Here is a 17,725-nt window from a genome sequence, read left to right as displayed (position 1 = left end):
CCGGCGGGCCCTGAACCCTCCCGCCGGTCACGTGGCCGACGCGGCCGACAACGGCGTGGCGATGTCCTCCAGCGACCGCCGCTCCGCGCGCACCGCGAGCACCGCCGCGACAAGGCCGGCCAGGCACATCAGCGCGGCCCCGATCTGGAAGGCGAGGACCGTGTCGGCGACCACGCCGGTCTCGGTGAGCTTGGCGAAGAGCAGCGGGCCGCTGATGCCGCCGGCCGCCGTGCCGACCGTGTAGAAGAAGGCGATGGCCATCGCCCGGGTCTCCATCGGGAAGATCTCGGAGACCGTCAGATACGCGCTGCTCGCCCCCGCCGACGCGAAGAAGAGGACCACCGACCAGCAGGCCGTCAGCCCGACCGCACTCAGCGAGCCCCGGTCGAAGAGATAGGCGGTGCCGAACAGGAGGAGCCCCGACAGGAGATACGTCGACGTGATCATGATCCTGCGGCCGAGGGTGTCGAAGAGCTTGCCGAGCAGCAGCGGGCCGAGGAAGTTGCCGGCCGCGATCACCGCGAAGTAGTAGCCGGTGCGGGAGGTCGACACGTCGTAGAACTTGGTGAGGATGGCGCCGAAGCCGAAGGTGATCGCGTTGTAGAGGAAGGCCTGCCCGACGAAGAGGGAGAGGCCGAGGACCGTCCGCTTGGGGTAGACCGAGAACACGGTCCGGGCGATCGTCAGGAAGCCGATCGACTTGCGCTGATGGATGGTGATCTCCCGGTCGGGCGGCGGGAGTTGCCGGCCGTGTTCGGCTTCGATCCGTTCCTCGATCCCGGTCACCAGGGAGTCGGCCTCCTCGCCCCGGCCGTGGATGAAGAGCCAGCGCGGGCTCTCCGGCACGTTGCGGCGTACGAGCAGGATCACCAGGCCGAGGACCACCCCGAGCGCGAACGTCAGCCGCCAGCCCACGTTCGGCGCGAACAGATCGGTGTCGAGCGCGACGATCGAGAGCAGCGAGCCGCCGATCGCGCCGAGCCAGAAGCTGCCGTTGATGATGAGGTCGACTCGGCCCCGGAAGGTGGACGGGATCAGTTCGTCGATCGCCGAGTTGATGGCCGCGTACTCGCCGCCGATCCCGAAGCCGGTGAAGAAGCGGAAGAGGAAGAACCACCAGGTTTCGAAGGAGACGGCTGTCAGCGCGGTCGCCGCGAGATACACGGCGAGGGTGATGATGAAGAGCTTCTTGCGGCCGAACCGGTCGGTGAGCCACCCGAAGAACAGTGCCCCCGAGCACGCCCCCGCCACATACAGCGCCGCCGCGATGCCCGTGACCTGCGCCGAACTGATCGGCAGCCCGCTGCCCTCCTCGGAGAGCCGCCCGGCGATGTTGCCGACGACCGTGACCTCCAGCCCGTCCAGGATCCAGACGGTGCCGAGGCCGATCACCACCATCCAGTGCCAGCGCGACCAGGGCAGCCGGTCCAGTCGGGCGGGTACGGCAGTGGTGATCGTCGATGTCTCCGACGGGGTGGGCGCGGTCGACATGGCACCTCCTTGTGGCCAGTGCCGACCGAGTCCCCGCAGGCCGCGGCTTTACGCTCCCAGCGCGTGCGTCAGGGCGTAAATGGCAAGCCCCACAAGGGAACCCACCACCGTGCCGTTGATCCGGATGAACTGCAGGTCGCGCCCGATGTGCGCCTCGATCTTCTTGGTGGTCTGCTCGGCGTCCCAGCCGGCGATCGTGTCGGTGATCAGTGAAGTGATCTCATTGCGGTACGTCGTCACCACGTGCACCGCCACGTCCTCGACCCAGCCTTCGACCTTGCCCTGAAGGCGTCCGTCGGTCGCGAGCCTGGCGCCCAGGGAGAGCAGCGCGGACCGTACGCGCAGCCGCAGTTCGCTGCGCTCGTCGTCGGCGGCGGCCACGATCATCTGGCGTACGGAGGACCAGGCGGAGGCGATGACGTCCTGCACCTCGCCCCGGCCGAGGACCTCCGACTTGAGGCGCTCCACCTTCATCCGGGTGTCGGTGTCGGACTGCAGGTCGGCGGCGAAGTCGGCGAGGAAGCGGTCGACGGCGCCGCGTGCCGGGTGCTCGGGCATGTCGCGCATCTCGGTGACGAAGCGCAGGAGTTCCTTGTAGACCCGCTCGCCGACCCGCTTGTCGACGAAGCGCGGCGTCCAGCCGGGGGCGCCGCCCTGGACGGCGTCCATGACCTGGTCGCTGTGGACGACGAGCCAGTCGTGGGCGCGGGCGCACACCAGGTCGACGACCTTCTTGTGGCCGCCGTCGGCGACGACCTTCTCCAGGGTCTTGCCGAGTCCGGGCGCGATCTCGGCGGCGTTGGCGCGACGGGTGATGGCCTCGCCGACGACGGCCTGTACGTCCGAGTCGCGCAGCACGGTGAGTGCGCCGCGCAGGGCGGTGGAGAGCTCGGCCGTCACCCGGTCGGCGTTGGCGGGTTCGGCCAGCCAGGCGCCGAGTTTGCCGCCGATGCCGATCGAGCGAAGGCGGCCGCGTACGACCGACTCGGAGAGAAAGTTCTCGCCGACGAACTCACCGAGCGAGACGCCCAGCTGGTCCTTCTTCGTCGGGATGATCGCGGTGTGCGGGATGGGCAGGCCGAGCGGGTGCCGGAAGAGGGCGGTGACCGCGAACCAGTCGGCCATCGCACCCACCATGCCCGCCTCGGCGGCCGCCGCGACATAGCCCGACCAGCCGCCCGCGCCGGAGTTCTGCGCCCATTTGGCCAGGACGTACACGAGCGCGACGAAGACCAGGAGGCCGGTCGCGGTGAGCTTCATCCGGCGTACGCCGCGCCGCTTCTCCTCGTCGGCGGCGCTGTAGGAGAACGCGGCCTTCAAGGACTCGGCCGACTCGGCCTTCACCGACTCGGCCTTGAATGACTCCTCGTCAGGACGGGCATGCTGCCCAATGTCGGGTTCATCCGGTTTCGTACGTTGCATCCGCTCCACCGTCCGCTGTCGCCCCTATGCATTGTCTCTACCTGCACGACTTCTGGAACGAACCACGAGTTCCCGGCGTCTGTTCGGGCGGGGGGTGCCGTGCACGACCTCGGAACCCATGCCGCAAAATGGGATTGTCCAACCGGAGCCTCGGGCTCCCTTGCCCGAGGAGACACAGGCCGCATGACCAGACGTCATGGTTATGCCCTCTTGGCTGCGCTCGCGGCCGTCGTGGTGCTGATTTCGGCGGCCATATACGTGGGCGTGTCGGGCGGGGACAGCGCCAAGGACGAGCTCCGGGCGGGCCCCCACACCCCCCAGGGCTCCGCGGACCCCGCCTCCGCCGGCCGCTGGGTCGGCACCTGGTCCACCTCGCCGGCCGCGGCCGAGCCGCGCACCGAACAGGGCTTCGCGGGCCGCTCGATCCGCAATGTGGTGCACACCAGCGTCGGCGGTACGAGTGCCCGCATCACGCTGTCCAACCTCTTCGGGCACCAGCCGCTGACCCTCACGCACGTCTCGCTCGCGGTGGCCTCCGCGCCGAGCAACCCGGCGGCCGCGGGCGGCACGGTGCGCCGACTGACCTTCGGCGGCAACCACTCCGTGGTGATCCCGCCGGGCAGACAGATCGTCAGCGATCCCGTACGGCTGCGGATCCCGCACGACGCGGACCTGTTGGTCACGACGTTCTCGCCCACCCCGTCGGGCCCGGTCACCTATCACCCGCACGCCCGCCAGACCAGCTTCGTGGCGCAGGGCGACCACGTGGAGGACCCGCTCGGCGACGCGTACACCGAGCAGAGCCCGTACTGGCGTTACCTCGCCGCCGTCGACGTGATGACCCGCGAGGCCGAGGGCGCGGTAGTCGTCCTCGGCGACTCGCTCACCGACGGCGTGACCTCCACGCTCGGCGCCAACAGCCGCTGGACGGACGTCCTGGCCGACCGGCTGCGCGAGGAGTCGGGCGCGCCCCGCTACAGCGTCCTCAACCAGGGCATCAGCGGGAACCGGATACTGTCCGACGGCCTCGGCCGCCCGGCCGGGAACCCCAGCGGCCTGTCCCGCTTCGACCGCGACGCGCTCTCCCGCACCGGCGTGAAGGCCGTCGTCATCGCGCTGGGCGTCAACGACATCCTGCGCAACCCGCACCAGACGGACCCCGACAGGATCGTCGCGGGCCTGCGCGAACTCACCCGTCAGGCGCACGCCCGCGGCCTGCGCGTGATCGGCGCGACGCTGATGCCGTTCGGCGGCCATCGCGGCTACACCCCGCACCTCGAGGACGTACGCAAGCAGGTCAACGCGCAGATCAGGGCGGGCCGCGTCTTCGACTCGGTGGCCGACTTCGACCGCGCCCTGCGCGACCCGTACGCACCGGACAGGCTGCGCGGGGTGTACGACTCCGGCGACCACCTGCACCCGAGCGACGCGGGCTACCGGAAGATGGCCGACAGCTTCAATCTGGCGCAGCTGAAGGCATCGGCGCCGGCGGAGCTGTGACGCTGTGAAGCGGTGAGCCCCGCCGGCGGCAGGGCTCAGATCCCCAGATCCTTGATGATCTTCGCGACGTGGCCGGTGGCCTTCACGTTGTAGAAGGCGTGCTCGACCTTGCCCTGCTCGTCCACGACGATCGTCGACCGGATGACCCCGGTGACGACCTTGCCGTACAGCTTCTTCTCGCCGAACGCCCCGTACGCCTCAAGGACTTCCTTCGACGGGTCGCCGACCAGCGTCACCTTGAGCTCCTCCTTCTCGCGGAACTTCGCGAGCTTCTCCGGCTTGTCGGGCGAGACGCCGATGACGTCGTAGCCCGCGCCGGCGAGCAGGTCGAGGTTGTCCGTGAAGTCGCAGGCCTGCTTGGTGCAGCCGGGCGTGAGGGCGGCCGGGTAGAAGTAGACGATGACCTTGCGGCCCTTGTGATCGGCGAGAGAGACCTCGTTGCCGTCCGCGTCGGGCAGGGTGAAGGCGGGGGCGGTGTCGCCGGGCTGAAGGCGCTCGCTCATCGGTGGCTCTCCTCAAAACTTGGGTCGGTACTTCAGGCAGCGTAATGGGGGTGCTGTGCGGTGCGGGGTCGCAGGAGCTGACAGACTGTCCACCACTACGACGGAAACGGAGGCGGCGCGGTGTCGGATGCCAGGACCCCCGCTGAGATCGAGGCGGACATCAAGCGTCGGCGCGCCCAGCTCGCCGACACGCTCGACGAGATCGGTGTGCGGGTGCACCCGAAGACGATCGTCGGCGACGCGAAGGCCCGTTTCGTCGGCAGCGTCGACCACACCGTCGGACGGGCGTACGTCTCCGCCAATCGTGCCGTCTCCGATGTGAAGGCCCGCTTCGTGGACGACGAAGGCGCGCCCCGCCTGGACCGTCTCGTGCCCGTCGCCCTCGTCGTGGTCGGCGTGGTGGGCCTGCTCGCGGTGTCCTCGCGGCGCAGGCGCGGCTGAACGCTTCAGAAGCTTCAGAAGTGGCCGACCCGGCCGCGTACGGAAGAGACAGGGCCAGGTAGGTTCGAGGCGTGAGTCAGAACAGCCCGCACGACAAGCTGCCCATCCGGATGCTGCACGACCGGGTCCTGGTGCGCACCGACACGGTCGAGGGCGAGCGACGCTCGACCGGCGGCATCGTCATCCCCGCCACGGCAGCGGTCGGCCGCCGCCTGGCCTGGGCCGATGTGGTCGCCGTCGGGCAGAACGTACGGACCGTGGAGCCCGGCGACCGGGTGCTCTACGACCCGGAGGACCGGGCCGAGGTCGAGGTGCGGGGCGTGGCCTACATCCTGATGCGCGAGCGCGATCTGCACGCGGTGGCGGCCGATCGCTTCGAGGGGTCGGAGGACTCCACGGGGCTCTATCTGTAGCTCCGCTTTTGCTGAAGAAGGCCTGGTGACCGGAGTCACCAGGCCTTTTGTGTGGTCCTGAGCCCCACGTCGGGGCCGCGCGTCGCCGGGCGGCGCTAAGTGCCCGAGTGCGAGCCGTCCAGGCCGTCCAGGAGCCCGCCGTCCGCGCCTCCGTCACCGCCCTGGGTGGCTCCGCCGTCGGTCTGGCCCCCTTGGGCCGCGCCGCCGTCGGTCGTGCCTCCGTCGGTCTGGCCCGCCGTCTGGCCCTGGTTCTGGCCGCCCGTCTGGCCCTGTGTCTGCCCTTGGGTCTGGCCCTGCGTCTGGCCCTGGTCCTGGCCTGCGGTCTGGCCCTGGTTCTGACCGGCCGTCTGGCCCTGCGTCTGACCCTCCGTCTGGCCCTCGGTCTGCCCGGCCGTGTCCTCCTCGGGCGGCCCCGAGGTCTCCGGGACCGGCGGCGGCTCGGCCGCCCCCGCCTGCAGTTGCAGGTCGAAGTCCTTGGGCGACACCCCTTGCAGCGCCGCCTTCGTGAACTGCGCCCAGATCCGCGCCGGATAGGCCCCGCCATTGATGCGCCGCTCACCGAGCGCCCCGTACAGCGGCTCCTGCGCCCCGGTGTCCGGGTCCTGCCCCATCACCGCGACGACCGTCGCCAGATCCGGCGTGTACCCGGCGAACCAGGCCGCCTTGTCCTCCTCCGCCGTCCCCGTCTTGCCCGCCGCGGGACGCCCCGCCGCCAGCGCCGCACGGCCCGTGCCGCCGTCGACGACGGACTGCAGCAGCGAGGTCGTGGTGTCCGCGGCCTCCCGGCTCACCGCCTGCCGCGACTCCGACTTGGGCAGCGCGATCGGGTGGCCGTCCTTGGTGATCTCGTCGACGAGCGTGTACGTGCCGCGCTTGCCGTGATTGGCCAGCGTCGCGTACGCCTCCGCCATGTCCAGGACGCTCGCGGTGGCCGTGCCCAGTGCGATGGCCGGGCCGTCCGGCATGTCCTTGGTGTCCTTCGGGATGCCCAGGTCGATCGCGGTCTGCTTGACCTTGGACGGGCCCACGTCCATCGCCATCTGCGCGTACACGCTGTTCACGGACTTGTCGGTGGCGGTACGCACCGTGATGTTGCCGTAGTCGACGTTGTCCTCGTTCTCCGGCGCGAAGGGGTCGCCGTTCCAGCCCTGCACCAGGCGCTTGTTGGTGCCGTCGTAGATGGTGTTCGGGGTGATCCGGACGCCGCTCTGCGTCGTCGAGTTGTTCTGCACGGCCGCGGTGAACACCAACGGCTTGAAGGTGGAGCCGACTTGGTACTCGCGGCGCGTGGCGTTGTTCACGTACTGCTTCGTGTAGTCGATGCCGCCGTACATCGACACGACCCGCCCCGACGCCGGATCGACCGCGACGCCGCCCGCCCGCACATTGCGGTCGGCCTTGCGGGCGTCCTTGTCGACCTTCGACATCAGCTGGTCCTCGACGGCCTCGGCGAAGGCGTCCTGCTTGTCCTTGTCGAGCGTCGTGGTGATCCGGTAGCCGCCCTTGCGGAGGGTCTCCTCGTCCTCGACCACCTTGTTGGTGATGAGCCAGTCGTTGACCGCCTCGACCAGATAGCCGCGCTGCCCCGAGAGCCCGGACGGCAGCCGGCCCGGCTTGGGCTCGGGGAACTTCATCGCGGCCCGGTCGGCCTGGCTCAGCCACTTCTCCTTGACCATGCCGTCCAGGACGTAGTTCCAACGCCCCTGCGCCCGCGGCTTGTTCTCCGGATGGGCCGCCACGTCGTACGCGTTCGGCGAGTTGAGCAGCGTCGCCAGATACGCCCCCTCGGGGATCGTCAGCTTCTCCGCGTCCTTGTCGAAGTAGGCGTGCGCCGCGGCCTGCACCCCGTACGCATTGCGCCCGAAATAGCTGGTGTTGAGATAGCCGGCGAGGATGTCGTCCTTGCTGACCTGCCGGTCCAGCTTGATGGCGATGAAGAATTCCTTCGCCTTGCGGGTGATCGTCTGTTCCTGGCCCAGGTAGTAGTTCTTCACGAACTGCTGGGTGATCGTCGACCCCGACTGCTTGCCCTTGCCGGTCACCGTGTTCCACGCCGCCCGCAGCATCGCCTTCGGGTCGACCGCCGACTCCGAGTAGAAGTCCCGGTCCTCCGCGGCCAGTACGGCGTGCTGTACGTCCTTCGGAACCGAACTCAGCGGAATGTTCTCGCGGTTGACCTCGCCGTCCCGGGCGAGCTGCGTCCCGTCGGCGTACAGATAGACATTGCTCTGCGCGGTCGCCGACGCGTTCGCGGGCGGAATGTCGACGAGCATGTAGCCCGCCACCAGGGCGCCACCGACCAGCAGGCAAAGGAGCAGGAGCGTACCGAGCACCATCCGCCAGGTCGGGAAGATCCGCCGCCAGCCGGTCCGCTTGCGCCGCCCCTTCTTGCCGCCGCCCGCGTTCTTGCCCCCGCCCTCCCCCGCGGGCGACGGGCTCTGCGCCGGCTCCTCGGGCCCGGGGGCCGAGGAGCGCTCGGGCTCGCGGGGCGCCCAGCCCTGGTGGCCGGCGGCCTTGCCCGCATCACCCTGCTGCTGCGGCTCGTCGCTCATCTTCCCGTGTCTCCCGGAACTCCCGATTCGCCTTGTACGCCCTATTGGACACTGTTGCATCACCGAACGAGGGCCCCGAGCGTGGCGCGCGCCCGTGACGGGACTGTCATCCACCAGGCGAGTGAAATTGCCTGGCGCCCCTGCCCACCGCGCCGCTAGGGTCGTGCGCTTGTGCCCGAACCGGAAGGAGCGCACGTGCGGCTGTACGCGGCCGTCGCGGCCGGTGGATTCCGGCGCTACGCGACCTACCGCCTGGCCACCATGGCAGGAATCTTCACCAATACCGTCTTCGGCTTCATCGGCTCCTACACCTACATCGCCCTCTGGGACGAACGCCCCCACCTCGGCGGCTACGACCAGCCCCAGGCCCTCACCTACGTCTGGATCGGCCAGACCCTCCTCGCCGCCTGCGCCCTGCTCGGCGCCGGCTTCGAGGACGAGCTCATCGAACGCATCAAGACCGGCGACATCGCCATCGACCTCTACCGCCCCGCCGACCTCCAACTCTGGTGGCTCGCAGCCGACTTGGGGCGCGCCACCTTCCAGCTCATCGGCCGTGGCATCATCCCCATGGCCGTCGGAGCCCTCGCCTTCGACCTCGCCCTGCCGGGCTCCGCCTGGCCCTGGCTCGCCTTCCTCGTCGCCGTCACGCTCGGCGTCGTCGTCAGTTTCGCGATCCGCTACCTCGTCGCGCTGTCCGCGTTCTGGCTGATGGACGGTGCCGGGGCGGCCCAGATGGCGTGGCTCGCCAGCGCGTTCTTCTCCGGCATGCTGCTGCCGCTCAACGTCTTCCCGGGCGTCTTCGGCGAGATCGCCCGCGCCCTGCCGTGGTCCGCGCTGCTCCAGGTCCCCGCCGACGTCTTCCTCGGCAAGCACGCCGGCTGGGGGCTCCTGCAGGCGTACGCGTTCCAGGCCGGCTGGGCCGTGGCGCTGCTCGGCGCCGGGCGGGCGCTGCAGGCCGCGGCCACCAAGAGGGTGGTGGTGCAAGGTGGTTGACCGGGTCGACCACACCGGTGGCCTCACCCATGGGCTGCGTACGTACTCGATGATCGTCGCCATGTGGGTGCGCTCGACGATGACGTACCGCGCGTCCTTCGCGCTGACCGCGTTCGGCAACTTCGTCGCGACGGCCTTCGACTTCGTCGCGATCCTGCTGATGTTCTCGCACATCGACGCGCTCGGCGGCTACACGCTCGGCGAGATCGCCTTCCTGTACGGCACCACCAGCACGTCCTTCGGCCTCGCCGATCTCGCCATGGGCTCCATGAACCGGCTCGGCAGGCGCGTCCGCGACGGCACCCTCGACACGCTCCTCGTCCGCCCGGCCCCCGTCCTCGCCCAGGTCGCCGCCGACCGGTTCGGGCTGCGCCGGCTCGGCCGCGTCACCCAAGGCCTGCTCGTCCTCGGGTACGCCCTCGTCGTCGCCGACATCGACTGGACGCCGCTCAAGGTGCTCATGCTGCCGGTGATGCTGCTCAGCGGCGCGGGCATCTACGCCTCGCTGTACGTCGCCGGAGCGGCCTTCCAGTTCGTCGCGCAGGACGCCTCCGAGGTGCAGAACTCCTTTACGTACGGCGGCAATACGCTCCTGCAGTACCCGCCCTCGATCTTCGCGCAGGACCTGGTGCGCGGCGTCACCTTCGTCCTGCCGCTCGCCTTCGTCAACTGGCTGCCCGCGCTCTACGTGCTCGACCGCGAGGATCCGCTGGGGTTGCCCGACTGGCTCGCGTTCCTGCCCCCGGTGGTGGCCGTCGTCTGCTGCGGTCTTGCCGCGCTGGCGTGGCGGGCCGGGCTTCGTTCCTATCGCAGCACCGGGAGTTGATGTCACCGATGGACAAATTCATCGAACTCGACGGCGTGAAGAAGGTCTTCGACGTACGGAAGAAGACCGGCTTCCTGCGCCGCGAGCGCCACGAAGTACGCGCCGTCGACGGCATCTCCTTCTCCGTCCCGCGCGGCGAGATGGTCGGCTACATCGGGCCCAACGGCGCGGGTAAGTCCACCACCATCAAGATGCTCACCGGCATCCTCACCCCGAGCGGCGGCCGTCTGCGCGTCGCCGGGATCGAGCCGGCCCGCGAGCGTACCCGGCTCGCCCGGCGCATCGGCGTCGTCTTCGGCCAGCGCACCACCCTGTGGTGGGACCTGCCCCTGATCGACTCGTACCGCCTGATGCACCGCATGTACCGCATCCCCGACGCCCGCTTCCGCGCGAACCTCGACCGTTGCGTCGAACTCCTCGAACTGGCCGACCTGTTGGACACCCCGGTCCGCCAGCTCTCCCTCGGCCAGCGCATGCGCGGCGACATCGCGGCCGCCCTGCTGCACGACCCCGAGATCCTCTATCTCGACGAGCCGACCATCGGCCTCGACGTGGTCAGCAAGGCCAAGGTCCGGGGTTTTCTGCGGGACTTGAACTCCGAGTCCGGCACCACGGTCCTCCTCACCACCCACGACCTGCAGGACATCGAGCAGCTCTGCAAGCGCGTCATGGTCATCGACCACGGCCGTCTCATGTACGACGGCGCCCTCGCCGGACTCCACGAGGTGGGCGAGAGCGAACGCACGCTCGTGGTCGACCTGGAACGGGAGTTGCCCGCGCTGGACGTCAAGGGCGCCCGGGTGGTGAAGGTCGAGGGCCCCCGCCAGTGGCTGGCCATCCCCGCCTCCGCCTCTGCCGCCCCTGTCGTCACGGAGATCGCCTCGTCCTTCCCGCTCCTGGACCTGTCCATCCGCGAGCCCGACATCGAGACGGTGATCGCCAAGATGTACGCGGACCGGGCCGCATCGCTAGGCTGACTTGTATGACGGATGACCTCCCCGAACTGCGAGCCTCCGACGCCGACCGCGAGCGCGTCGTCGAACGACTGCGGGACGCGGTCGCCGAAGGCCGACTGGACATGGAGGAGTTCGAGGAACGCCTCGACGCGACGTACAAGGCGCGTACGTACGGCGAGTTGGAACCTCTCACCCGCGATCTGCCGGCCACCACGGGGGCGGCACCCGTCCCCGCTCCCACCGGCGGCTGGGCGGACCGCATCGTCGGCGGCGAGGGCACGTCCGCCGGCGGCGTCGCCATCATGTCCGGCTTCAGCCGCAAGGGCAGCTGGACGGTGCCGCGCCGCTTCAACTGCTTCGCCTTCTGGGGCGGCGGCGAAATCGACCTGCGCGAGGCGAACTTCGCCGCACCCGAGGTCACCATCAACTGCGTCGCCATCATGGGCGGCATGAGTGTCATCGTCCCCCCGGGCGTGGAGGTCGTGGTCCGCGGCTTCGGCCTGATGGGCGGCTTCGACCAGCGGCACCTCGGCGAGCCCGGCGAGCCCGGCGCTCCACGGGTGATCGTCACGGGCTTCGCCTTCTGGGGCGGAGTCGGCGTCGAGCGCAAGCTCCCGAAGGCGGAGCGGCTGCGGCTCAAGGAGGAGCGGCGGCAGGCGAAGCTGGAGAAGCGGGCGGACGATCGGAAAGAGTTGGGGGACGCGTAGGACTGCCCAGTAGAGTGGGCGGCGCTGCGGGCCCGTACCCCAGCAGGCTAGAGGGCGCCGGTTTAGGTCCGGTGTGTCGTGGGTTCGAGTCCCACCGGGCCCACTTTGATCATCGAATCGAAGGCATGGCATCGAAGGCCCGGCCCGCCGTGTGCGCGAGCCGGGCCTTCGTCACGCCTGGGCCCGCTCACCTTCGCCACACCCGGGCCGTCGGCTACCCCGCCAGATACCGCACCTGATCCCACACCACCGGATCCGCGACCCCCACCCGCCGCCGGAACTCCCACAGCGGCACCTCCCTGAGCTCGTCCGTCTCCAGGAAGCTGGCCCGGCCGTGGGCGTCGCCCACCGAACCCGGGGGCAGCGGGATCACGCCGGCGCGTTCGTCGTGGTACTTGCTGGTGATCTTCGCGACGAGCACCGATTCGCCCCGTACGGACAGGACCAGGCAGGGCCGGTCCTTCGATCCCGGGCCGTCCTCGAAGGGCACGTCGGCCCACCAGATCTCGCCCGGCTGGGGCCTGCGCTTGGGCAGGCGGACCGGCCCGCGCGGGCGCGACGGCGGCCGGGTCCGGCCCTCGGGCCGGCGCCGGGAACGGCCCCATCCGTCCGCCAGCGCCGCGACCAGCGCGATCGCGACCACGGCGGCCAGCGCGAGCCACCAGGACGTGTCCATGCCTTCGACGGTACCGGTGCGCCCACGCCCCCGCGCGCGGTACCGCAAGAGCCCCGCACGCCTCGTCGAGGAGCCCCCCGAACCGGTGACAGCGCAGGTGAGTTCCCCCACAACGCCCGGGGAGGTAGGAACGACGGGTCCTTTTGCGCCTTACGCTCGACGAACCGCACCACCGAAGCCGCATAGCCCCCGTCCGTCCTGCCAGCGCGGAGGTCCCCGCTCCATGAAGCTCACTGTCGTCGGCTGCTCGGGGTCGTTTCCGTCCGCGGATTCGGCCTGCTCGAGCTACCTCGTCGAGGCCGACGGCTTCCGGCTGCTCCTCGACATGGGCAACGGTGCCCTGGGCGAGCTGCAGCGTCACTGTGGTCTCTACGATCTCGATGCGATCTTCCTGAGCCATCTGCACGCCGATCACTGCATTGACATGTGCGGCTATTTCGTGGCCCGCTACTACCGGCACGAGGGCGGCCGGGCCGGCGCCATTCCGGTGTTCGGGCCGGAGGGCACGGAGCAGCGGCTGACCACGGCGTACGCGGACACCCCGTCGGCGTCGTCGATGAGTGAGGTCTTCGACTTCCAGACGCTGAAGTCGGGGTCGTTCGACATCGGCCCGTTCGCGGTGCGCACGGAGAAGGTGTGCCATCCGGTGGAGGCGTACGCGATCCGGATCGAGCACGACGGCCGTACGTTGACGTACTCCGGGGACACGGGCGTGTGCACGCAGCTCGACGAACTGGCCGCGGGGAGCGACCTGTTCCTGTGCGAGGCGTCGTTCACGCACGGCAAGGAAGACATTCCCGATCTGCACCTCAACGGCCGCGAGGCGGGCGAGTCCGCGCGGCGGGCGGAGGCCGGGCGCCTCGTCCTCACGCACATTCCGCCGTGGACGGACGGCCAGGTGAACCTCGCCGACGCACGGGCGGCGTTCGACGGCCCCGTCGAACTGGCCCGCCCGGGCGCGACGTACGAGATCTAACGCTCGGTGGTGCGGAAGCCGCGGCCGCTGATGGCCATGCGGTTCCAGGTGTGGCGGCGGCCGCGGATGGCGACGGAGTAGTCGTAGAAGACCTCCGGGTCGCACATGCCGGGGATGTACGAGTCGCCGAAGTGATGGGCGTCGAAGCCGATCTCCTTGGCGTTGAGGGCGAGTTGGGGAACGATGTTGCGGTGCGAGCCCTCCTGGCTCGTACCGATCGCACCCATCACGATCGCGCCCGCGTCCTGCACCGCGGCGACCGCCTTGGCGGCCAGTTCCTTGGTGACGCCGGGCATGGTGCCGGGCAGCGGCATGACGACGCCGTCGGCGCCCGCGTCGACCAGGGCGGTCAGCTTGGCGGTGGTGACCCGCTCGACGTGACCCGCGTGGTGCATCTTGCCGCTCCACAGCGCGACGTCGTCACCGAGACCGCTGCGCAGCTCCTCGGTGACGCGGGCCATGCCCTCGAAGGAGCCGCCGGTGCCGGGGTTGGCGGTGATGCAGAGCATCGCGGCGCCCATGTCGATGAGCTTCTTGGCGTGCTCGGGCTTGGCACGGCGGATTTCCGGTACGTCGCCGGGTTCGAGGTTGATGCCTACGGGGCGGCCGATGTACGCGGCGAGGTCGGCGATCGAGGTGAAGGTGCCGAGGCCCGGCAGGTCGAGCTTCTCGCCGTCCCAGGCGCGCTCGATGAGGTTGAGGATGACGATGTCGGCGCCGAAGGCGGAGACGAGCTCCATGTTGTGCACGCCGCGGCCACCGGGGTTGGGGATCATCGCGGCACGCTCGGCGAAGACCTCGCCGATCATGGTGCGGCCTTCGGCGGCGGCGACGGCGGCGGTGAGCTCTCGGCCTCGGAGGGCGGAGAGCTGTTCGCGGTCGAGGTCGAGGATTCGGGTCGTCATATATCGACGGTATGCGGCATTGCATGACAAAGCCCCCGGTCGTTGGTACCAACGACCGGGGGCTTTGGTCCCGAGTGGGACAGAGGCTTACTTCGCCTCTGCCTTCTCCAGCTCGGCGAGCTCCTCGTCGGACTCACGGCCCGGCGTCGGGAGGTTCCACTTGGTGATCGCGAAGCGGAAGACCACGTAGTAGACCGCGGCGAAGCAGAGGCCGACCAGGGCCAGGCCCAGCGGGTTCTGCGTGTTCTCCTTGCTGAAGTTCAGCAGGTAGTCGATGGCACCGGCCGAGAAGCCGAAGCCGTCCTTCATGCCGAGGGCCCAGGTGAGCGCCATGGAGACACCGGTCAGGACCGCGTGGATCGCGTAGAGGACCGGCGCGATGAACATGAAGGTGAACTCGATCGGCTCGGTGATGCCCGTGATGAAGGCGGTGAGCGCGAGGGAGAACATCATGCCGCCGACGATCTTGCGACGCTCGGGGCGGGCGCAGTGGGTGATCGCGAGGCATGCCGCCGGGAGGGCGAACATCATGATCGGGAAGAAGCCGGTCATGAACTGTCCGGCGGACGGGTCACCGGCGAGGAAGCGCGGGATGTCGCCGCTGGCGCCCTCGTAGGTGCCGGCCTGCCACCACGGGAAGGAGTTGAGCAGGTGGTGCATGCCGACGGGGATCAGCGCACGGTTGGCGACACCGAAGATGCCGGCACCGACGGAGCCCGAACCGACCAGCCACTCACCGAAGTTGTGCAGACCCGTGCCGAGGACCGGCCAGATGAGGCCGAAGAGGATGCCGATGACCAGGCCCGCGAAGGACGACAGGATCGGGACCAGGCGGCGGCCACCGAAGAAGCCGGCCCAGTCGGGCAGCTTGGTCCGGTAGAACTTCTGGTAGAGCAGGGCAACGACGATGCCCATGACGACACCGCCGAGGACACCGGCGTTGACGGGGGCGTCGACCAGGGCGACCTTTCCGTCGACGACGGTCTCGATCTGCTTCAGGTTGCTGTCCGTGAAGGTGGCGAGCACCTTCTGGAAGACGAGGTAACCGGCGACGGCCGCGAGGGCGGTCGAGCCGTCCGACTTCTTGGCGAAGCCGATCGCGATACCCACGCAGAACAGGATCGCGATGTTGTCGATGATCGCGCCACCACCGGCCGCCATGTAGCCGGCGATCTTGGTGATCCAGGTCGGGAAGGACTCCCGGCCGAGCATGTCGGTGGCGCCGAGACGCACGAGCAGCGCGGCTGCGGGCATCACCGCGACGGGCAGCATGAGGCTGCGGCCGATGCGCTGCATGACCGACATCACGCTGGAGCGCTTCTTTGCCGCAGGTGCGGCAGCCGTGGACACAACTTCCTCCAGTGGGCATGACGCCGCCAGAGGACAAGTGGGGGACGGCGACGTCGCTCAGAAGACACGGCCCGGACAAGGCCATGTGGTCTACACCAATTAGTGGTGTAGACCTGTTGTAGCACGGTGAAGGTCAGATAAGGAACCTGCGATTCCAGTGGCCTGGAACACATCGGGACATGCATGACAAAAGACCCTCGAACCGACTGCGGTTCAAGGGCCTTTGGTCACTCTCCGGAAGCACAATAGGGCGCCTCAGGCGACTACTTGACGTTCTCCCGTTCCAGCTCCGCCGCCTCTTCCTCGGGTTCTCGGCCCGGGGTCGGCAGGTTCCATTTGGTGATCGCGAAGCGGAAGATCGCGTAGTACACGGCCGCGAAGCACAGGCCGATCGGAATGATCATCCAGGGCTTCGTCGCCAGGCCCCAGTTGATGGCGTAGTCGATCAGACCCGCGGAGAAGCTGAAGCCGTCCTTGACGCCCAAGGCCCAGGTCACCGTCATCGAGACGCCGGTGAGCACCGCGTGGACCGCGTACAGGACGGGCGCGACGAACATGAAGGAGTACTCGATCGGCTCGGTGATCCCCGTGACGAACGAGGTCAGCGCCAGCGAAAGCATCATGCCGCCGACCACCTTGCGCCGCTCGGGCCGTGCGCAGTGGACCATCGCGAGGCAGGCCGCCGGGAGGGCGAACATCATGATCGGGAAGAAGCCCGTCTGATAGATGCCCGCACTGGGGTCGCCGCTGAGGAACATGTTGATGTCGCCGTGCACGACCTGGCCGTCGGGCTTGGTGTACGAGCCGAACTGGAACCACATCGGCACGTTCAGGAACTGGTGGAGGCCGATCACCAGCAGGCCGCGGTTGACGACGCCGAAGATGCCCGACCCCACGGCCCCCAGTCCCTCCAGCCAGCTGGAGAAGCTTTCCAGGGCGTCACCGATCGGCGGCCAGACCCACAGGCAGAGCACGGCGAAGACGATGCCGACGAACGCCATGATGATCGGGACGAGCCGGCGGCCGTTGAAGAAGCCGAGCCAGGAGATCAGCTTGGTGCGGTGGAAGCGGACCCAGAAGAACGAGGCGAGCAGACCCATGATGATGCCGCCGAAGACGCCCGGGTTCTGGTACGTCGCATTGGCGGCGGCTTTCGCCGCGTAGTCGACGCACTGGTTGCCCGCGAGGGCCTGGCCGTCCGGGCAGTCCACCGGGAACTGGTTCAGCACGCCCCGGTAGACGAGGAATCCGGCCACTGCCGCGAGCGCGGTCGAACCGTCGGCCTTCTTGGCCATGCCGATCGCGACACCGATGCAGAACAGCAGGGGCAGACCGAGGGTGGCATCGAGCAGCGCGCCGCCCGCGCCCGCGAAGACCTTGGCGACGTTGGTCCAGCCGAGGCCGTCGGCGCCGAAGACGTCGGGCTGGCCGAGCCGGTTCACGATGCCCGCCGCAGGGAGCACGGCGATGGGCAGTTGCAGGCTGCGGCCCATCTTCTGGAGCCCTTGGAGGAGGTTCCCCCAATGACTCGGTTTGGCTGCGGCCGCGGCATTCGTGCTCATGGTCGTCCTCCCGGAACAAGCCGCGTTTGGCTGTCGTTGGAAACTGGTGTAGACCAGTTGCGGGACGGGGTCGGTCCTCGTGCTCGCCATCTTTGGGTACGGGCGGTGTCACCGCCCGCGAAGTTGCGCCAACCGTGCGTTACCGTGACGAAACGGACCACGCGGTGGGCCGAGGCTGCGTTACGTGAACAGGGAGAAAGACATGGCCACCAAGGCTGAGAAGATCGTCGCCGGGCTCGGCGGTATCGACAACATCGAGGAGATCGAGGGCTGCATCACCCGCCTTCGCACCGAGGTCGTCGACCCCGCCAAGGTCGACGAAGCCGCCCTCAAGGCCGCCGGCGCCCACGGCGTCGTCAAGATGGGCACCGCGATCCAGGTCGTCATCGGCACCGACGCCGACCCGATCGCCGCCGACATCGAAGACATGATGTGAGCCTTTGAACCCA

At 69.1% G+C, this 17,725-nt stretch carries 17 protein-coding genes and 1 tRNA gene; 10 read left to right on the top strand and 8 right to left on the bottom strand.

Going from position 1 to position 17,725, the window contains the following annotated elements:
- Positions 1-27: 27 nt before the first annotated feature.
- The gene (locus OG430_RS30240) at positions 28-1,491 is read right to left on the bottom strand and encodes an MFS transporter (protein ID WP_327355790.1); all 1,464 of its coding nucleotides are present in this window, start codon (positions 1,489-1,491) and stop codon (positions 28-30) included.
- A gap of 48 nt (positions 1,492-1,539) precedes the next feature.
- Positions 1,540-2,751 carry a DUF445 domain-containing protein gene (locus OG430_RS30235; RefSeq protein ID WP_442816742.1) on the bottom strand — a complete coding sequence of 404 codons (1,212 nt, stop codon included), beginning with the start codon at positions 2,749-2,751 and terminating at the stop codon, positions 1,540-1,542.
- Between the two features lie 345 nt (positions 2,752-3,096).
- On the opposite strand from OG430_RS30235, the gene OG430_RS30230 reads away from it, so the two are divergent.
- Positions 3,097-4,413, top strand: a complete 1,317-nt coding sequence (locus OG430_RS30230; protein ID WP_327355787.1) for an SGNH/GDSL hydrolase family protein — start codon at positions 3,097-3,099, stop codon at positions 4,411-4,413.
- 35 nt (positions 4,414-4,448) lie between these two features.
- Here OG430_RS30230 and bcp read toward each other — a convergent pair whose 3' ends face one another.
- On the bottom strand, positions 4,449-4,916 hold the full coding sequence (gene bcp, locus OG430_RS30225) for a thioredoxin-dependent thiol peroxidase (RefSeq protein ID WP_327355786.1): 468 nt from the start codon (positions 4,914-4,916) through the stop codon (positions 4,449-4,451).
- 120 nt (positions 4,917-5,036) lie between these two features.
- Between bcp and OG430_RS30220 the strand changes: the two genes are divergently transcribed.
- On the top strand, positions 5,037-5,357 hold the full coding sequence (locus tag OG430_RS30220) for a DUF3618 domain-containing protein (protein ID WP_327355785.1): 321 nt from the start codon (positions 5,037-5,039) through the stop codon (positions 5,355-5,357).
- Between the two features lie 110 nt (positions 5,358-5,467).
- Positions 5,468-5,770 carry a GroES family chaperonin gene (locus OG430_RS30215; protein ID WP_442816741.1) on the top strand — a complete coding sequence of 101 codons (303 nt, stop codon included), beginning with the start codon at positions 5,468-5,470 and terminating at the stop codon, positions 5,768-5,770.
- A gap of 95 nt (positions 5,771-5,865) precedes the next feature.
- Here the strand turns inward: OG430_RS30215 and OG430_RS30210 are convergent, their stop codons facing one another.
- Positions 5,866-8,322 (bottom strand): transglycosylase domain-containing protein, encoded by a 2,457-nt coding sequence (locus tag OG430_RS30210; protein ID WP_327355783.1) that lies wholly within the window; start codon positions 8,320-8,322, stop codon positions 5,866-5,868.
- Positions 8,323-8,517: 195 nt separating this feature from the next.
- Between OG430_RS30210 and OG430_RS30205 the strand changes: the two genes are divergently transcribed.
- The 5 genes from OG430_RS30205 (at position 8,518) to OG430_RS30185 (ending at position 11,910) form a co-directional block, all read left to right on the top strand.
- A complete protein-coding gene (locus OG430_RS30205; protein WP_327355782.1) occupies positions 8,518-9,318 on the top strand; it encodes an ABC transporter permease in 801 nt (266 codons plus the stop codon).
- 49 nt (positions 9,319-9,367) lie between these two features.
- Positions 9,368-10,144 carry an ABC transporter permease gene (locus tag OG430_RS30200; protein WP_327359281.1) on the top strand — a complete coding sequence of 259 codons (777 nt, stop codon included), beginning with the start codon at positions 9,368-9,370 and terminating at the stop codon, positions 10,142-10,144.
- A gap of 8 nt (positions 10,145-10,152) precedes the next feature.
- Positions 10,153-11,121, top strand: coding sequence for an ABC transporter ATP-binding protein (locus tag OG430_RS30195; RefSeq protein WP_327355781.1), 969 nt, complete (start codon positions 10,153-10,155; stop codon positions 11,119-11,121).
- Between the two features lie 5 nt (positions 11,122-11,126).
- Positions 11,127-11,807, top strand: coding sequence for a DUF1707 SHOCT-like domain-containing protein (locus OG430_RS30190; protein ID WP_327355780.1), 681 nt, complete (start codon positions 11,127-11,129; stop codon positions 11,805-11,807).
- Positions 11,808-11,835: 28 nt separating this feature from the next.
- A tRNA-Leu gene (locus OG430_RS30185) sits at positions 11,836-11,910 on the top strand.
- Between the two features lie 111 nt (positions 11,911-12,021).
- Here the strand turns inward: OG430_RS30185 and OG430_RS30180 are convergent.
- A complete protein-coding gene (locus tag OG430_RS30180; protein ID WP_327355779.1) occupies positions 12,022-12,483 on the bottom strand; it encodes a type II toxin-antitoxin system PemK/MazF family toxin in 462 nt (153 codons plus the stop codon).
- 223 nt (positions 12,484-12,706) lie between these two features.
- Here OG430_RS30180 and OG430_RS30175 point away from each other — a divergent pair, with 223 nt between their 5' ends.
- The gene (locus tag OG430_RS30175) at positions 12,707-13,459 is read left to right on the top strand and encodes an MBL fold metallo-hydrolase (protein ID WP_327355778.1); all 753 of its coding nucleotides are present in this window, start codon (positions 12,707-12,709) and stop codon (positions 13,457-13,459) included.
- Here OG430_RS30175 and OG430_RS30170 read toward each other — a convergent pair.
- The 3 genes from OG430_RS30170 to OG430_RS30160 all read right to left on the bottom strand — a co-directional run bounded on the left by OG430_RS30170 (position 13,456) and on the right by OG430_RS30160 (position 17,276).
- Positions 13,456-14,364 carry a DUF7916 family protein gene (locus OG430_RS30170; RefSeq protein WP_327355777.1) on the bottom strand — a complete coding sequence of 303 codons (909 nt, stop codon included), beginning with the start codon at positions 14,362-14,364 and terminating at the stop codon, positions 13,456-13,458. The two genes, OG430_RS30175 and OG430_RS30170, sit on opposite strands and share 4 nt — an antisense overlap.
- Positions 14,365-14,451: 87 nt before the next feature.
- Positions 14,452-15,669, bottom strand: a complete 1,218-nt coding sequence (locus OG430_RS30165; RefSeq protein WP_327359280.1) for a PTS transporter subunit EIIC — start codon at positions 15,667-15,669, stop codon at positions 14,452-14,454.
- Between the two features lie 308 nt (positions 15,670-15,977).
- A complete protein-coding gene (locus OG430_RS30160; protein WP_327355776.1) occupies positions 15,978-17,276 on the bottom strand; it encodes a PTS transporter subunit EIIC in 1,299 nt (432 codons plus the stop codon).
- Between the two features lie 202 nt (positions 17,277-17,478).
- Here OG430_RS30160 and OG430_RS30155 point away from each other — a divergent pair, with 202 nt between their 5' ends.
- A complete protein-coding gene (locus OG430_RS30155; protein ID WP_327355775.1) occupies positions 17,479-17,712 on the top strand; it encodes a PTS glucose/sucrose transporter subunit IIB in 234 nt (77 codons plus the stop codon).
- Positions 17,713-17,725: the final 13 nt, after the last annotated feature.

The sequence above is a fragment of the Streptomyces sp. NBC_01304 genome (assembly GCF_035975855.1).
In the GTDB taxonomy this organism is placed as follows: Bacteria; Actinomycetota; Actinomycetes; order Streptomycetales; family Streptomycetaceae; genus Streptomyces.
The sequence above is the reverse complement of the archived record's forward strand: the minus strand, read 5'-3'. Positions and strand labels throughout refer to the sequence as shown.

Excerpts from the sequence above, each read along its gene's own strand:
- OG430_RS30240 (WP_327355790.1), bottom strand. The coding sequence starts at position 1,491 with ATGTCGACCGCGCCCACCCCGTCGGAGACATCGACGATCACCACTGCC.
- OG430_RS30235 (WP_442816742.1), bottom strand. The coding sequence starts at position 2,751 with ATGAAGCTCACCGCGACCGGCCTCCTGGTCTTCGTCGCGCTCGTGTAC.
- OG430_RS30230 (WP_327355787.1), top strand. The coding sequence starts at position 3,097 with ATGACCAGACGTCATGGTTATGCCCTCTTGGCTGCGCTCGCGGCCGTC.
- bcp (WP_327355786.1), bottom strand. The coding sequence starts at position 4,916 with ATGAGCGAGCGCCTTCAGCCCGGCGACACCGCCCCCGCCTTCACCCTG.
- OG430_RS30215 (WP_442816741.1), top strand. The coding sequence starts at position 5,468 with ATGCTGCACGACCGGGTCCTGGTGCGCACCGACACGGTCGAGGGCGAG.
- OG430_RS30210 (WP_327355783.1), bottom strand. The coding sequence starts at position 8,322 with ATGAGCGACGAGCCGCAGCAGCAGGGTGATGCGGGCAAGGCCGCCGGC.
- OG430_RS30200 (WP_327359281.1), top strand. The coding sequence starts at position 9,368 with ATGATCGTCGCCATGTGGGTGCGCTCGACGATGACGTACCGCGCGTCC.
- OG430_RS30195 (WP_327355781.1), top strand. The coding sequence starts at position 10,153 with ATGGACAAATTCATCGAACTCGACGGCGTGAAGAAGGTCTTCGACGTA.
- OG430_RS30190 (WP_327355780.1), top strand. The coding sequence starts at position 11,127 with ATGACGGATGACCTCCCCGAACTGCGAGCCTCCGACGCCGACCGCGAG.
- OG430_RS30180 (WP_327355779.1), bottom strand. The coding sequence starts at position 12,483 with ATGGACACGTCCTGGTGGCTCGCGCTGGCCGCCGTGGTCGCGATCGCG.
- OG430_RS30175 (WP_327355778.1), top strand. The coding sequence starts at position 12,707 with ATGAAGCTCACTGTCGTCGGCTGCTCGGGGTCGTTTCCGTCCGCGGAT.
- OG430_RS30170 (WP_327355777.1), bottom strand. The coding sequence starts at position 14,364 with ATGACGACCCGAATCCTCGACCTCGACCGCGAACAGCTCTCCGCCCTC.
- OG430_RS30165 (WP_327359280.1), bottom strand. The coding sequence starts at position 15,669 with ATGTCGGTCATGCAGCGCATCGGCCGCAGCCTCATGCTGCCCGTCGCG.
- OG430_RS30160 (WP_327355776.1), bottom strand. The coding sequence starts at position 17,276 with ATGAGCACGAATGCCGCGGCCGCAGCCAAACCGAGTCATTGGGGGAAC.
- OG430_RS30155 (WP_327355775.1), top strand. The coding sequence starts at position 17,479 with ATGGCCACCAAGGCTGAGAAGATCGTCGCCGGGCTCGGCGGTATCGAC.